The sequence below is a fragment of the Leptotrichia sp. oral taxon 879 str. F0557 genome, from assembly GCF_000469385.1.
Taxonomy (GTDB): domain Bacteria; phylum Fusobacteriota; class Fusobacteriia; order Fusobacteriales; family Leptotrichiaceae; genus Leptotrichia; species Leptotrichia mesophila.
Genome location: NZ_KI271345.1, coordinates 23990 through 39132 on the forward strand (window position 1 = coordinate 23990; position 15143 = coordinate 39132).

General features: G+C 27.9%; 19 protein-coding genes. 3 read left to right on the plus strand and 16 right to left on the minus strand.

The window, feature by feature from the left end:
* Positions 1–3: 3 nt before the first annotated feature.
* From HMPREF1552_RS09085 to HMPREF1552_RS09155, 16 genes are all read right to left on the minus strand, one after another.
* Positions 4–2040 (minus strand): type IV secretory system conjugative DNA transfer family protein, encoded by a 2037-nt coding sequence (locus tag HMPREF1552_RS09085; protein ID WP_021744873.1) that lies wholly within the window; start codon positions 2038–2040, stop codon positions 4–6.
* A gap of 2 nt (positions 2041–2042) precedes the next feature.
* Entirely contained in the window at positions 2043–3380 is a 1338-nt protein-coding gene (locus HMPREF1552_RS11665) for a TrbI/VirB10 family protein (protein WP_021744874.1), read from the minus strand.
* An 18-nt stretch (positions 3381–3398) separates the two neighbouring features.
* Complete coding sequence (locus HMPREF1552_RS09095; RefSeq protein WP_021744875.1) at positions 3399–4223, minus strand: TrbG/VirB9 family P-type conjugative transfer protein; 825 nt, start codon at positions 4221–4223, stop codon at positions 3399–3401.
* A 17-nt stretch (positions 4224–4240) separates the two neighbouring features.
* A complete protein-coding gene (locus HMPREF1552_RS11670; RefSeq protein WP_021744876.1) occupies positions 4241–4948 on the minus strand; it encodes a type IV secretion system protein in 708 nt (235 codons plus the stop codon).
* Positions 4949–4950: 2 nt separating this feature from the next.
* Complete coding sequence (locus HMPREF1552_RS09105) at positions 4951–5316, minus strand: hypothetical protein (RefSeq protein WP_021744877.1); 366 nt, start codon at positions 5314–5316, stop codon at positions 4951–4953.
* 690 nt (positions 5317–6006) lie between these two features.
* Positions 6007–7872: a MobA/MobL family protein gene (locus HMPREF1552_RS09110; protein WP_021744879.1), complete on the minus strand. Its 1866-nt coding sequence runs from the start codon at positions 7870–7872 to the stop codon at positions 6007–6009.
* 2 nt (positions 7873–7874) lie between these two features.
* Positions 7875–8279, minus strand: coding sequence for a hypothetical protein (locus HMPREF1552_RS09115; protein WP_021744880.1), 405 nt, complete (start codon positions 8277–8279; stop codon positions 7875–7877).
* 121 nt (positions 8280–8400) lie between these two features.
* Positions 8401–8919 (minus strand): hypothetical protein, encoded by a 519-nt coding sequence (locus tag HMPREF1552_RS09120; RefSeq protein ID WP_021744881.1) that lies wholly within the window; start codon positions 8917–8919, stop codon positions 8401–8403.
* 58 nt (positions 8920–8977) lie between these two features.
* Positions 8978–9328, minus strand: coding sequence for a hypothetical protein (locus tag HMPREF1552_RS09125; protein ID WP_021744882.1), 351 nt, complete (start codon positions 9326–9328; stop codon positions 8978–8980).
* The gene (locus HMPREF1552_RS09130; RefSeq protein ID WP_021744883.1) at positions 9315–9497 is read right to left on the minus strand and encodes a hypothetical protein; all 183 of its coding nucleotides are present in this window, start codon (positions 9495–9497) and stop codon (positions 9315–9317) included. The genes HMPREF1552_RS09125 and HMPREF1552_RS09130 overlap by 14 nt, the downstream gene beginning before the upstream one ends.
* Before the next feature lie 153 nt (positions 9498–9650).
* A complete protein-coding gene (locus tag HMPREF1552_RS09135; RefSeq protein ID WP_021744884.1) occupies positions 9651–10259 on the minus strand; it encodes a hypothetical protein in 609 nt (202 codons plus the stop codon).
* A 116-nt stretch (positions 10260–10375) separates the two neighbouring features.
* Positions 10376–11164, minus strand: a complete 789-nt coding sequence (locus HMPREF1552_RS09140) for a ParA family protein (RefSeq protein ID WP_021744885.1) — start codon at positions 11162–11164, stop codon at positions 10376–10378.
* A 155-nt stretch (positions 11165–11319) separates the two neighbouring features.
* Positions 11320–11448, minus strand: a complete 129-nt coding sequence (locus HMPREF1552_RS12940) for a hypothetical protein (RefSeq protein ID WP_255349267.1) — start codon at positions 11446–11448, stop codon at positions 11320–11322.
* Between the two features lies 1 nt (position 11449).
* Entirely contained in the window at positions 11450–12154 is a 705-nt protein-coding gene (locus tag HMPREF1552_RS09145; RefSeq protein WP_021744887.1) for an ATP-binding protein, read from the minus strand.
* Positions 12144–12938, minus strand: coding sequence for a hypothetical protein (locus HMPREF1552_RS11675; RefSeq protein WP_021744888.1), 795 nt, complete (start codon positions 12936–12938; stop codon positions 12144–12146). The genes HMPREF1552_RS09145 and HMPREF1552_RS11675 overlap by 11 nt, the downstream gene beginning before the upstream one ends.
* Before the next feature lie 86 nt (positions 12939–13024).
* On the minus strand, positions 13025–13240 hold the full coding sequence (locus HMPREF1552_RS09155; protein ID WP_039901534.1) for a hypothetical protein: 216 nt from the start codon (positions 13238–13240) through the stop codon (positions 13025–13027).
* A gap of 244 nt (positions 13241–13484) precedes the next feature.
* Between HMPREF1552_RS09155 and HMPREF1552_RS09160 the strand changes: the two genes are divergently transcribed.
* The 3 genes from HMPREF1552_RS09160 to HMPREF1552_RS09170 form a co-directional block, all read left to right on the plus strand.
* Positions 13485–13847: a helix-turn-helix domain-containing protein gene (locus HMPREF1552_RS09160; protein ID WP_039901536.1), complete on the plus strand. Its 363-nt coding sequence runs from the start codon at positions 13485–13487 to the stop codon at positions 13845–13847.
* Positions 13848–13898: 51 nt separating this feature from the next.
* A complete protein-coding gene (locus HMPREF1552_RS09165) occupies positions 13899–14273 on the plus strand; it encodes a hypothetical protein (protein WP_021744891.1) in 375 nt (124 codons plus the stop codon).
* A gap of 2 nt (positions 14274–14275) precedes the next feature.
* Positions 14276–15143: site-specific integrase (locus HMPREF1552_RS09170; RefSeq protein ID WP_021744892.1), on the plus strand; the 868-nt coding region annotated here is incomplete at its 3' end.

The following is a 15143-nucleotide window of genomic DNA, read 5'->3' on the forward strand; positions in this document are numbered from 1 at the left end:
TCCCTATCCTATTTTTTTTGATTTATACTTTTTTCTTACCTTTTCAATAATTTTTTCATATTTTATATCATCATAAAAATCTTCCTCTTTCATCTTAAATGTATGCTTGTATTCATACATCCCCTTCATTGCTTCAAATATTACATATCCGTCCTTAAAGAATACTGGCTGGTGCTGTGTCCTTTTTAGCAGTTCAGGATATTCGTAGTAATAGAGCTTATCTAATAATAAAGGTTTTTTATATCCTGTAATTACAACTGCCTTTCTGTCAGGCAGCAGTCTTGTTTCTGAAGGACTTAATAAATCCTTTCCCTGCTCTGAAACGTTTCCTCCCCCTTTTAGCCCAATATTTCTACTTTTTACCCTGATTGTTTCTTTGCCGAGTGTCTTTGAAATATAGTCAGGTGCAGCTTCATCGTTTGGCCTACCAAATATTTGAATCTGACATCCATTTAACACCTCTTTCCCCTGTTTATCGTATGTCGAATTTAACTGATCAAGCCCTTGAAATATTCCAACCATCTTTATTCCAAATCCTGCATAGTACCCAAGCCCTTTTACAAGAGCCTTCATCTTGCCATAAGCATTTAGTTCATCCATTAAAAATGTTATGTTAAAATTTTTCTTGCTTAAACTTTCCATTAATAAATTTGTCAGCTGAATATACATTATCCGTACTAACGGAGCTAGCAAATCTATATCTTTTGGTTTTATTACAAAGTATAAATCTACAGGATTATTGCCATTAACCAAGTCCATTGCCCTAAAATCAGACTTTCCTATATTTTTTACAACCGAAGGAATTTCAAATACCTGCAATTTAGTCTTTGCCGTTGAAGTAATAGACTTGAACGTATTTTCTCCTGTATTTTGCAATAAATATCCGAACTGTTTTGCAACAAAGGGGTGCAATCCTTTGTTTAATGCTTTAATTGATTCTTCATCAGTATATATTTTTCTAAGCCTTTCAATTGTTTTTTCCTTCAGAATAAAATCTTTTGACATTTCATCCTCGTATTCATCTTCTTCCATAGGCTTTCCAAGATATTTTGCAAACATTCTATACAAAGAATTTTCAGTATTAGTAATTATTGATATTACATCGTTTAGTGAAACTCTAACATCCGTTATATCAGGATCTTCTTCAGGACGACTGCTTACTTCCTTATAATGAACATAACCAGTTAAAGTGGAAATTGTATCTTTTGCACTGTCTCCCCAAAATGGATCCTTACTCTCATCTTCCCCAACAATCATTGTTCCAATTATTCTGCAATCTTCAATCTCGTAATTTGTTCCATACCGTACTTCCGATAAAAAGTTATAGCTGTTTGAAAGTTCACTCATTGGCTCAAACTTTAATATCCTGTGCTTCAATATCTTTGCTCTGTACCAGCTCGTAAGCTCATAGTTTTCCTTTTTTATGTCAGAAATAAAGGTTGATATTCTTTTCAGTCCTGCTATAAGGCTTGGAATAATATATCCCACACCTTTTCCTCCTCTTGTTGGCAAGAACAGGGCAATATGTATCATTGACGTATCATAAAGCAGTTTTAACTTCCCAGTCAGCGTCTTTACATACCCTATAACAAAACCGTTTTCATCTCCGCTTAGAAAGTTTACATCTGAAGGCTTTTTCTTATTTTTCTTCAAATCATCATACGTTCCAAATTCAGCATCTCCGTGTGATTTCAGTTTCTTTTTTTTCCAGTACGGCATTGTCAAAATAATTAACGAGCTAATAAATATAAAGCACATACCTAATTGAAACTGCGAAGTTAATCTAGGAGTTTTTTCCATTACCATTTCCCAGTTTTCAGATGGAAAATACATATACTGATTCTTTTTATCAATAATTACAGGTTTTATTAATCTACGTATTTTTGCAAAAGTAGTATAATTATTAACTTTTTCCAGTTCTTCCATATAGTTTGTTGATACTATCATTAAACCTGTTATATTTACTGAAATAAACATTATTATTGCAAAAATCCATTTTACAGGCTTCGTATTTCTGAGCGGCTTATATTTCTTGTCCATAATTATTTCCTATATGGAGATAAAATTATATCCTTGCTTACAAAGATATTAAATTTTTTACCTCTTTTTATCTCAATTGTAGGCTGTCTATTCAAATCCTTTTCAACCATTCTTTCCCCAATGCTTCTAATATTCTGTGCCGCATCTGAAGCTCCTGTACCAATATTCACTCTTGACCTGCTACCAGCTTCAATATTTACATCAAGACTTTCAAGCGAGCCTGAAGCCATATTTATGGCAGAAGATAACAGCACACTTCTCATAAGTTTCCAGAAATGGTTGTTAGTTTTCCCTTTCAGTCCAGCATTACCCAGTAAATCCACTCCCTGCATATTATCAAGCACAAGTGTTGATCCATTTGGAAAAACCAGTCTTTGCCATATCAACAAAACCCTGTTCTGTCCATACGTTATACTGCTGTCATATTTTCCAACTATTTTTGTACCCATAGGAATTAAAATATACTTTCCAGTACGGTAGTCATAAACATTTTCTCTAACCTGAGCAATCACATCTCCTGGCAAATCAGAGTTGATTGCCGTTACAAGAACAGCTGGAATAAAGCTCCCTGTCTTTAACTCATATTTTCCTATTGCAGGATTTTTTAAATTAGTCGAATAGAAGCTGTCCTGCTTTTGCTTCAGGAATAAGGACTTTGACTTCTGTTTATTCTGATCTGTGTCATTTTCATTTTGCTGTTGCACATTCTGAGGAACTTGTTGCTGTTGTTGTTCCTGATACTGTTCTGTTGTTTGCGGAGTTTGTGTTGAAACTCCCTTATTAAATCCTATTGCAGATTTTCTCCACTCCTTGTTTTTTTCTTCCGAGACTGTTGAACTATTGGAATTTTTATCTTCTGAAATATCTGAAAACGATGATGAGCTTGAACCATAATTTGAATCAAGATTGTCGTTATTGTATTCTGAACCTAGCTGAGAATCATACTGTGATAAGCTAGGTGTTCCAGTTCCATCAGTAGTCGTATTTATATTTGCCACTCCATCCTGCGTTACACCTTCAGGAGTTTGGGCATTTTGATTTTGAGTATCTACTGCATCCTTTATATCCAGTCTTGTTCCAGTTGATATTGATTCCATTTTTTCTTGTTCCTTCGGCTTCTCATTCTTTTTAGCCTGATTTGCAAAATATATGCTTACAAAAATTAAAGCCAAAATTATGCAGACTAGGATAGCAACTTTTTTCTTATCAAAAAATTCTTCTATTTTTATCTTTGAATTTTTTATCGTTCCTATCCCCTCATCCTCAAGCGATATTTCCTCTTCCTTCTGTTCGGTAAAATCATCTTCAGAAGTTTCAAAATAGTCATTCTTATTTACCAATTAAGACACCCCCTTTTTCTATTTTTTCTGGTTATATATCTTCAACGTATTTTTTCCAAGCGTCATATATATTTCTTTTACAACATTGTTAATCATAACATTGCGTCCTTCAATTTTTATATTAACTAAGGATAATTGGTTATCCAAACCTTTTACATAAAAAGCTGGCATTTCCTGCAAATTTGACTTTAATACTATGAATGTCTTTTCTCCGTTGTCAAACACTTGAACTGGAGAAAGCTTTGAGTTCTTGTTCCATGAATATCTGTAATTCAGTTTCATTAAGTCCGTTGTACCAATACTTTCCGTATTAGCTTCATATTCATCCATTAATATTTTTCTCTCATTTGGATATTGCCACTCAACTAAAGGATTATATTCTCCATTTGTGGATTCAATATTAATAAAGTAACTATGCTTATCTGTAACTATATTTATGTTAGTTTTTATATCTTCTTCAAGCGGCTTTATGTATATGTATGTTCTGTTCTCTTTTCCACCTGTCGCCTCTTCAATCATCCAACGTTCTGTATCTCCACCAGCCTTAAATACCACTTTTTCATTTGGAGCAAGCCTTAAAGTCGTTAAATAGTCTGGCTTGGAATAAACTTCATATATGCTGTTTTCCGCATAATTAAATATAACGGCCGTCTTTTTTATTGCATCCTTTTTTCCACTTAATATTCCGTCATCATCAAATATTTTCTGACTATTCTTTACTACGTCTACTGTAATATTGTTTTTTGCATTTCCATCATTTGCAAAAACATTAACCGACATCAATATCAAAAGCAGCATTGATAATATTTTTCTATTAAATTTTTTTAACTTGTTCTTTGTCATACATCTCCCTCATTTTTCTAATTATTTTCTCTCGAAATTGTAAAATCCTTTATTATTATCCCCAATGGATTTTTAGCAACCAGTTCCTCATTTTTTTCATTCACATATTCCACAGTAAATACTCCAAGATAACTTGTATCCTGCATTTCCATTCCTGTTTCAGAAAACTGCTTTTCCTTCCATCTGACTTGATAAGTATTTGAAGTATTTGTAAGTTTATTCGCTGAAACTATATTTACATTCGTTGTAATTTTATCTGCAAGCATTTGTATTGTTCCTGTTTCCTGAATCATCGCATCCAATTTTTTTTGCGAATTTTGTGTTAAGAAAAAAGCATTTTCCTTTAACTTGTTATCGTAATATGTCGTGTCTTTTGGAAGAGTTCTTACATCCAAAATGAATTTTGATATGAAATACTTTGTTTCCTTCTCCCCAACTTTTACATTGGATTTTGTCAACACATTTACTTCTATTGGAGCTCCTGTCGTTTTATCAACCTGAACAAGAAATACCTTTATATTCGTTCTCAAAACAAAGAATATTAATGCTAAAATTAATATATGGTTGATAACTATGCTTATTCCTAATCCCTTTTTTAACTTTGCATTCGTTTCTGCAAGTTCAAACAAAGTTTCAGCCCTTTTTTCAAAACTTGTCTTTTCTCTTTTGACATCAGTCCTTAATTTAAAAATATCCCTTTTTTTATTTATTCTTTTTAAATCCAAGCCTATACTCCTTCCAAAAGAGCTGTATCAATCATAGTTCCGCCAAGTCCTTTTACTATATCCTCTGAACCAAAAATAAGTGCAAGTGCCAAAGCCACTCCTATTAACAGAGTTATTATTGCTGTCATATTCGGATCAGTCAACATCTTAAATACTCCAAATCCTATGCACCCAATAGCACCAAGTGAAAAAACTATTTTCAGTCCATTATTCATATTTGTAAGAAAAGTTACAAGCGTTGCAAATATTCCTGCATTTCCGCTTGTAGTTGCCTGACTTATCACAGTTGTTACCAAAAATAAAATCATTAGACACAACAATTGAAATTTTTTATCTAGCAATATATTTTTAAGTTTTATTTTTTTCATTATTTATCGTCCTCTCTTATACAAAAAAAGAGCCCGTACAAAATTTCAGAAATGTTTTTTCCAATAATTCTGCACTCAGGCTCCTATATTTAGTTTTATGTATTTGTTTTTTATCACAATATTCTAGTTAAGGACTTCTAATGTTTAAATCTAATTTCATTATTTTCACCTCGATTTTGAACAAAAAAAAGAACCTATACAAAATCTCAGAAATGTTTTTCCCAATAATCCTGTATTTAGGCTCTCTATATTTAATTTTATGCTACTTTGTTTTATTCTTCTTTTAAAATGAGTTTAAGGAAAAGTCCTGTATCCTGCCTATACACCTCCTAAAACTAGGCTCTCATTTTTTACGCTGTTTTATTCTTGTGCTAATATTACCTCAATTTTTTCAAAAAGTCAAGCCCTTTTTTGAAAATTTTTCCCCATAAACTTTCCCAAATTTTTCTAAATTTTGGAAAGCACGCTTACAAGTTTCTCAAATTTAAAAATTTTGAGAAACTTATCGTGATTTTTTTGCCACAAAAAATTGTAAAAAAATGACTTTCGTTTACACTCAAAAACTCACTTCGTTCGTGTTTAATTTCTAAGAAATTAATAATATTTATACCTTCAAAAACTTATTTTTACAAAAAAGGACAGCTTTTTACTGCCCTTGAACTTATTTATATTTACTCTCATTAAAACTTTTTACCTTTCCAACTCATCCAAAACTTCCATATCTTCCATCCTAAAATCACCACTTATACCTCCTAAATTTTTATCATAATTTGCACCATTTAAACTTTTACTTTTCTTTTTCCTGTTCCATTTTTTTATACTTACTTGTCGTTTTTCAGACAATCTTTTTTTCTTATACAATACTTTTATGGCTTCTATATTCTTGATAATTTTTTTAACTTTTTCCCTTTCCTGAACTTTGGAATTACCATTTTTTAAAAGTTCATCCTGCAATTTTTTTTGAATTTTTATTTCAATATTTTCTTTTCTTGCCTCATAATCTTCCTTTATTTTTACTTCTCTTTTTAACCAGTCCAAGTAATATTTTTGTTCACTTATATCCAAATTTTTGTTAAGTTCTTTTTGCAGTCCTTCTATTTTAATCTTACTCTCCGCAATATTTTTCTCCAATTTTGAAAATTCATAATTTGAATATTTATCTTTTATCAAAGTTTCCTGACTGACTATTTCCTCATTTTTATCTAACTCTTTTACTAATTTTTTTAGTTCTTTTTCAATTCTATTTATCTCTTTCAGTCCATTTTTTTCATAAATAAATTGCAAATGGTTTATATTATACAGTCCATTTTTTTCATCATTATATTTAATATTTTTCTCTTTTAAATTTTCATATATCGTGTCTTTTTCATCTTCAAAATTTGCAATTTTTCTTAAATATTTTTCCCTAATATTTTCAACTCTTTTATCAAAAATATACTTCTTTTTCCAGTCGTTCTGAATTTCATTTCTTAAACTTTCTAAATTTTTTAAATTCTTTTCTTTTGTAATTTTTAAATATTTTATTCTATTTTTCTCTTTTATATTTTTTAGTTCCTTGTCAATTTTTTTGTTCTCATTCAGAAATTTATAGTACTTTTTATCCGTCATCAAGTTGTATACAGTATTCTCAATTTTATCTTTTGACATCTTCTTTTTTATATCTCTTATACTCTCTTCTAACCCCCTCAGTTTTTCCAAATTTTCTAAATCTCCTATTTTATCTCTTTTTAAATCTTCATACTCCCTTTCCAGTTTTTTTAATTTTTCAAGCAGTTTTTTCATTAAATCTGTTCCAGCTTTTAAAATTCTGCTTTTAATAAATATTCTCTTCTTAACTTTTTCCTTATCACTTAATTCACTTTCTTTTCTGTATAAAATCTTTCCATCAATATTTATTGCTTCACGATTTAACTCATAAACTTTCTTATAGTCATTATTATTTTCCGCATCCCTTTTCTGATCCTTTAACGATTTTGCACTTACTTTCTCTATTCCTTTTTTTTCAAGTTCAAAATTTAAAAATGTTTCCCATTCTTTCCTTATATTTTTTAATGTACTTCTTTCATTCCATTTTTTATCTTTTCTCCAACCGCCTTTTTCTATATTTTTAGAATTATATCTCTTAAAATACTTATCCTTTTCCCTTTTAATATCATCAATTTTTCTTTCAAAAAACATTATATGAACGTGTGGTTGCATATCCCCATCAAAACTTTTTGGATTGTGAATTGCATAGTTATACACATATTCTTTTCCAAAAAGATTTTCACAAAAACCATCCACCATCTTTTTATTTTCTTCAGGAGTAAACTCTCTCGGTAATGAAATTTCAAGTTCCCTGTATAGATTAGAATTTTTTCTCTCATAAGTTTCTGCACATTTCCAAAAGTCTTTAATATCGTTAAACTCTTCAGGAAGATTCATTACTTCCTTAAAAAGTAAATCCTCTTTTTTATCATATTTTTCATCTCTGTTTATATAATCCAAATGTGCAGCAGGCGGAGTATACTTACTTCCTCTTTTACTTTTTTTCATTCTAAGATGAAATATTGCCACAATTATGCCTCCGTATTATTTTTTATAATCACATATTTTATATATTTATCATTTATGAAAAAATTTCTGTCTAATAAAATATCACAATCTTTAAAGTTTATATCAGTATCCAAAATATTTTCAATTTTATACATCCATATTTCATCATTTCTATACAACTTCATATTATATTTTCCTATTTTATTATCACTTACCTTTATCATTTTCATAATTTTTACAAACTTTTCTTCACTTATATATTCCTTTATTTTTGCATCATTTATTTGATTATTTACTATTAATCCCACATTTCTCTTAAAAATATCTATTGTTTCATTTATCTTTTTTTTTTGTAAAGTTTTGTAAAAAAAACATATATGCTCCTTTCCTGTTGTTGTCCTTAATAATCTTATATCATATATTTTCATATATCCCTCCCAAATTATTTTTTAAATATCTAAACATTCCTTTTTCTCTTTCACTTTTTTAATCTTCTCATAATTACAAAAACTAACCATAACATACATTACGATTAGTTTAGATTTTATTTTATTCTGCTATACATTTTTTTGATTCAAAAATTCTTTTTAATTGCTCAAAATCATATTCACCATACTTTTCATTTTCTACTTCTAAAGTAATAACATTCCCTCCCCTCAAAAATAGTTCTATTTTAGTATCATACATTCCTTTTACTCCCCGATACATCATTGATTTTAATCCTTTCCTTAACTCTCCAATTCGCCTTATCCCTATTAACTCACTAGAAGCAATTATCAAATCTTTTAAACATATATTTCCATTTGTATATTTCACTCTTTCTTTTCTTAATTTTCCAGAAAAGTCAAATCCCGCTTCCGTTATAAATTTCTCATAATTTTTGTGCATTTCACTAAGTGATTTATATTTTTCCTGAATTACTTCTCCTGTAATTAATTTTATATTTAACTTAAATACTTTAAATGAAAATGGATTTCTTTCAATTTTTTCAATATCATTTACATCTATTATTCTATCATCAATTTTAATTTGTGTTTTATTATTTAATGTATTATTTATTATATTCATATATCATCATCCTTATATATAATTTTAAATTTTCTCACGCGTGAGAAAAATCATTAATTTACTTACAGTATTCTCCAATTGTATAATTTCCTAATTTGTCCTCATCAACTTTATAAATATTTTTATTCTCAAGAACAACGTAAAAATTTTCGCCGTCATTTTGGCTATATATCTTCATAACTTTATTTGTCCTACATATATCTAAAATTTCCTGCTGTTGTTTTTCCTGAACATCTTTATTCCCTTTGGTTTTATGCTTTAAATTATTTTCTTGAACTTTTACTACACTCATAACGATTATAAATGTTCCTAAAATTATTGATACCCTAACAAAATGTTTCATTTTTCTTCCTAAGAACTTCTTTTTTTTCAAATTATAAACCCCATTATTTATATTAATTTTCTTCATCCAATACACTCTCCTCTTCCATTTTTTCTAAAATTTTTTCCAATTCTTTCAATGCCTCTAATCTTCTGCTGACATCTTTAATAAAAAATGAAATCGCAAACATAATCGCCAACATATATCCTAAAATCCTATCTATCAGACTTCCCATAACTTTTATAAAATCTTTCATTTTCCTATCTCGCTTTCTTTCTTAAAATAATTTTGATTTTCCCACACGTGAGAAAAACCATTTCAAATTAATTTATATTCATCAAAATAACATCCCCAGTAATTAATAATCAAATTTTTGTCATTAATCTTTATTGAATGTATTTTACTTTTATCAATTTTCTTCAAAATCATCATTCCTACCTTTTAATTTCTTAATTTCCATCTCCCATTTTTCAATATTTCTGTGTGCTTTTTCAATTTTTTCACTTAATTTCTGTATTTTTTCATCAAAATTAATTTCTGTTTCTTCCTTGCCTTTTTTCTCTATTTCCTTAATCTTTTTAGCCGCTTCAACTGGATCTTCAAGAATTTCTACAATCTCCGCCTCTTCGAGCTTATCATTGTTTTTCTTTATATACTCCAATGTCCTAATACTCGCTTCTGCAATCGCAGGATTTCTATATTTTTCAAACTGTTCCCACCTATTAATTTCACGATAAACCATATTCTTATCAAGCCCTAATGAAGTAAACCACGCAACAAATGTTCCTGTTCCGTGATTTGACAAAATCTCCTGAACTCTTTTTAACTTTCTTCCCATTTCAAGAGCCTTTTTTGCCATAAACTTTCCAATTTGCCTTATATCCTCTTCAGTCTGAGTCACTTCCCTTATAACCCTTTCATCAGTTATCTCATATTTATCAAAATCAAATTCGCTATGATAACTTTCAACTTCCATTTTCCGATTTTTATTAATATTTAACAGTTCCTGCCTATCCATAATACCTCCTACCAAAAAATTATAGACAATTCAAATAACTGTGATTCTATAATTTTTCACACAGTTATTAAATTGTCATTGTCCTATTGATTTTCTCACGTGTGAGAAAATCTTTCCTATCCTTTATTTATATAAACTTCATTATATAAAAATTCATTCACTAAATTTTTATAATCTATTGCCGCATTACTACTCTTCTTAAAGCTAAATATATCTTTATGCTTTTCCATAGAATTTAGTATATTTGCATCTTCTCTCACATAAATATCCGAATACATTTCTTTTAAAATCTCTTTCATTTCCAAATGTGCCTTTTTAAAAACTTTTGTATTTCCCTTTACTTGCACAAAAAATATTTTATAAAGTTTAATTTTTGGATTATCAACTTTTGCAATCTCCATCATTTCAAGTAAATCCCTAAGTCCATTCGTATCTATAAACGAAACTTTTGAAGGTGCAAAAACATAGTCTGTTACATTTAAAATTCCTTTGACTGTATTATTTACAGTCCCTTCTGTATCAATTACTATAAAGTCATATTCACTAAAGTTTTCAAAAAAATCCTTAAATATCTTCAGTTGATCCTGTCCACTTTCATCTCCTTCCCTTTTAAAAAATTCATCAATTCGATTAAAATAAATATTGCTGATTATTACATCCATTCCATTTTTTTCATTTATATACTTCTCTTTGTTAACCATTCCCAAACTATCATAGCACTCCTTTAACGCTTCAAAAATCGTATTATCATTTCTTATATCAAGATACGAAGCTATCGCTCCTCTTGGATCTGTATCAATCAATAAAACTCTTTTATCTTTATTTTTTAAGGCATATGCAATATTTATTGCACTCGTCGTCTTTCCTGCTCCACCTTTTGGGTTAATCACACTAATTATTTTCATATTATTTCCTCCTGATTTATTTAAATTTATCGTTCAATTTAACTTATTGTTATCCTTTTCAAGTTTCGTATTTTATTCTATAATATTTGCTTCTTATTCTTCGTAAAAAAATTTGATATTATTCAAAGATTCTTTTTACTTCGGACTCTTTTATTTTATAACCTCCAAATAAAACTTACTTTAACTTTTTTTCTTTTTATTAATTTATAAATATATTGTGGTGTACATCTACCATATTCAGGAACTTCTTTTACTGTATAAATTTTTTCTAGTTCTAAAGACATATTATTTACCTCCATTCCAAAATTCTTCAAATAATTTTTTTCCTATTTTCCTTCTTCTACTTTCCCATACAAATTCTAATGTATCCAATCTCTCACGAAATCTATCTATCAAAGCATCATTTCCTTGAGTATCCATAAAATCAGCAATTTCTTCTTTTTCTAGGTTTGTTGATATAATAATACATTTTTCCTTTTCATAGAAAAAATTAAATATCGTATATAACTTTGACTTTCCCCAAGTTTCAGATATATTTTCTTTTCCCAAGTCATCCAATATTATCAAATCCGCTTCAAGCAAGTCCTTAAAAACCTTTTCCTCAGTTAAATTATTAAAATTACTAAAAGTTGACTGGATTCTCTGATAAATTCCATTCAAAGTAGTTCTATAGACTTTATAATCATTTTTTAGCAACTCATTGAAAATACAAAGGCTATAAAAACTTTTCCCTGTTCCTATTTCTCCACACAAATATAAACCTAGTCCTCTATCCCTAGCTTCTTTAAAATGCTCACAATAATACTCAAGTTTCTGTTTGATCACATTTTCTTCTTTAGATAATATTTCAGAGTTTTCAAAAACATATTCTTTCCATCGAACTGGCAAACTTGAAATATTAAGAAAATATTCAATTTTTTTCTGCAATTCCTGTTTCCTAAGTTGTCTACTTGCTTGTATCGCTTCTTTTAACTTATCATCAGAATCCATACTCTTTTTTTGCTCCTGCTGATTTTGGTTTTGAAATTTTTTTATCCTGTTTTCTGCCAGTTGGCTTAATTTCATCATAATAAGCTCCTTCCAGTATCTTTATAAATTTTTCCTCATTCAAAAAGTCATCAAATGATATTTTCCAGTTTGATTTATCAGTTCTTCCAAGTAAAAAGTTTATATTCTTTATTTTAAACATTGTTTCCAAAATTTCCTCCTGAGAATATTTCTCAAGTAGTTCAGATAATCTTTTCTTCCTATTCTCTGTAAAAGATTTTATTAAACTTAATTCACATTCTTTTGCTAATTCATTCCATTTTTCCATAAAAAGAGAATAAGTATTTAATAACTTAGTATTTAATTCTTTAGTATTTAATGTATTAGTCTTTAATTGTCCTTCATTTTGTACGACTTCACTTTGTACTTTTACATTTTGTAGACCTACATTTTGTACCTCTACATTTTTTAATTGGCGTTCTTCTTTTTTTAAAGGTTTTTCATAAATATTATAAATATACTCAAATTGATTTTTCCCTTTTCGAGGTGGTAATTTTTCTATTCTTAAATATCCAAATTCTTTTAATTCATTTAAAGTACTATTTATAGCTCGCTCTCCTTCAACACAAATAGAAATTAAACCTTCAATTGAATAATCCCAATCAGGAGGTAAACTTAACATTAATGTCAATAATCCTTTTGCTTTTAACGTCATTTTTCTTTCTTTCAAGTGAGTATTTGAAATTACCGTATAATTATTATTTTTATTTACCTTAAATACAGCCACTTATCCACCTTCTTCTCTTATATTCCACTAATTTTTTGAATAATGTTAAATTTTATTTCTAAAGAAATTGAAATATCTCAAAAATTTTATTGTACTCTTCCTTCAGTTACTTCTTTGTATTCATTAAGATATTTAGCTGTTTTTAATGGATCAAAATAATATTTCCAAATGCCATTTATTTTTTCTGCTTTAACAAAATCCAAATCTCCTCTTCTTGCTAATGCTACAAATTTCCAGTAACTTAAATTTATTTGTTTAGAAATCCCTGTTACAGTATATAAAGATTTTCCCTTTTTTCTCATTTTTATCATCCTTTCTCGATTAATTTAAATTTATTACAATTTATTTTTACTTAATTCAATTATATCATATTTTTGTAAGTTTTCAACATATTTATTTTATAAAATAAGTTATAAATTTATTTTTTGAAATAAAATACTATTTCTTTTTTGTTATTACTGATAAATATGTTATAATTTATTTGTATTTATTAGCTTCTATATAAAAATATACTAATCTAATATAATTTTTTGGTTGGGAGAACAAATGAAACTAAATGAAAAATTAAAATTTGAAAGAGAAAAACAGGGATATACCTTGAATGAACTATCTGAATTAACTGGTTTACATAGAATTACTTTACACGACTATGAAACAGGAAAGATAAAGAATATTCCTTCAGACAAAATACTACTATTATCTAAAATTTATAAGAAAGATCCCAATTATTTTCTTTTAGATAATGATAAAAATATAAAATCTCATAATGAAAATATACATAACATTGAAGATATTAATGCAATAATGCTTGTAAATAAACAATTATTAGAATCTTTATCAATAGATAACGAGGAAATAAAAAAATTTTTAAAAAAATACTATAAATTTATCATAAAAAATATTAAATAATTTTAAGAAATCCTACTCCGTATAAATATATTTTATACTGGAGGAATTCTTATGAAAAGAAATTTTGAAAAAGTAACTGAAAACACTGGCAGAAAAGAGGTGTTTAAAGTTATGCATGATAAAGTTGAAATTATAAATGATTTCAATACAAATGAAAAAAGAGAAGCTAGAATTATTTTTTACAATCAAAAGATCTACGTTATTCTGTATCGAGATTTAAATTTTGAAGAACTGAAATGGTTTAATTTTTATATTCTAATTTATGGCAATCAAAATTATGGAAAAAATACTTTCTTTGAATTTAAATTAAACAAAAATAATTTAATTTATCATTCTCAAGTATGGGGCATCATTGGAAATAAAAAGTTTAAATCTGAAAGTATTTCTTTATTAATAAAAGCACTTTCAATCAAGGCAGGTGTTTAATAATGAGAAATCCTAACGGAACAGGAAGTATTTTTAAGAAGAAAGGGAAATCAAGAAAGCCATATATTGTACGAGCAGCTGCTTATTTAACAGAAGAAGGGAAATATAAAAGACCTATTATAGGAAGTGCTGAAACCTTAAAAGAAGCCAAAAAAATGCTTTTTGAATTTAATTCAAGAAATTTAAATGTTGATTATGCCGACTTAAAATTAATTGATTTATTTAATCGCTGGACTGAATCAAATCACGTTAAAAATATAAAAACAGAGGAAACATTTTACAGATATTCTACTGATTTCAAAAGTATATTTGAAGATATATTAGAATGTAAATTTATATTTCTTGATTATAAAGATTATCAGACAAGACTTGATAAGTATGCTAAAAATAAAGGAAAGGCAGCTCTTACAGTTTTAAAATCAATATATGTAGATGCAATAAAAAATAAAATTGTATCAGAAAATGTCCCACTATATTTAGAATCTTCATCACAAATTACCAAAACTGTTGAAAGAGTAGTGTTTGAAGATAATTTTGTAAGACTTTTATGGAAAAGATACAAAAATACTAAAGATAGGTATAGTGCTATGATTTTGATGTTATTCTATTCTGGAATGAGAAGTGCAGATTTACTTAGAATAGAAAATAAAAATATTAACTTAAAAGAGCGATACTTTGTAACAGGATCAAAAACTGAAGCTGGAATGAATAGACAAATTCCTATTCATCATTTAATTTTTCCTATTATAAAAAGATTTATAAATGACGACAAGTATTTATTTAAAGAACAATATGATTCTTTAAAATATCAATTTGATAAAATTCTTTCAGAATATAATACTTCGGGTAATTTACATTCAATTAGGCACA

Coding starts and splice junctions, on each gene's coding strand:
- HMPREF1552_RS09125 (WP_021744882.1), bottom strand. CDS start 9,328: ATGAAGAAAATTAATATAAATAATGGGGTTTATAATTTGAAAAAAAAG.
- HMPREF1552_RS09115 (WP_021744880.1), bottom strand. CDS start 8,279: ATGAAAATATATGATATAAGATTATTAAGGACAACAACAGGAAAGGAG.
- HMPREF1552_RS09105 (WP_021744877.1), bottom strand. CDS start 5,316: ATGAAAAAAATAAAACTTAAAAATATATTGCTAGATAAAAAATTTCAA.
- HMPREF1552_RS09120 (WP_021744881.1), bottom strand. CDS start 8,919: ATGAATATAATAAATAATACATTAAATAATAAAACACAAATTAAAATT.
- HMPREF1552_RS09155 (WP_039901534.1), bottom strand. CDS start 13,240: ATGAGAAAAAAGGGAAAATCTTTATATACTGTAACAGGGATTTCTAAA.
- HMPREF1552_RS09145 (WP_021744887.1), bottom strand. CDS start 12,154: ATGGATTCTGATGATAAGTTAAAAGAAGCGATACAAGCAAGTAGACAA.
- HMPREF1552_RS12940 (WP_255349267.1), bottom strand. CDS start 11,448: ATGTCTTTAGAACTAGAAAAAATTTATACAGTAAAAGAAGTTCCTGAA.
- HMPREF1552_RS09160 (WP_039901536.1), top strand. CDS start 13,485: ATGAAACTAAATGAAAAATTAAAATTTGAAAGAGAAAAACAGGGATAT.
- HMPREF1552_RS09135 (WP_021744884.1), bottom strand. CDS start 10,259: ATGGATAGGCAGGAACTGTTAAATATTAATAAAAATCGGAAAATGGAA.
- HMPREF1552_RS09095 (WP_021744875.1), bottom strand. CDS start 4,223: ATGACAAAGAACAAGTTAAAAAAATTTAATAGAAAAATATTATCAATG.
- HMPREF1552_RS09165 (WP_021744891.1), top strand. CDS start 13,899: ATGAAAAGAAATTTTGAAAAAGTAACTGAAAACACTGGCAGAAAAGAG.
- HMPREF1552_RS09130 (WP_021744883.1), bottom strand. CDS start 9,497: ATGAAAGATTTTATAAAAGTTATGGGAAGTCTGATAGATAGGATTTTA.
- HMPREF1552_RS09140 (WP_021744885.1), bottom strand. CDS start 11,164: ATGAAAATAATTAGTGTGATTAACCCAAAAGGTGGAGCAGGAAAGACG.
- HMPREF1552_RS09085 (WP_021744873.1), bottom strand. CDS start 2,040: ATGGACAAGAAATATAAGCCGCTCAGAAATACGAAGCCTGTAAAATGG.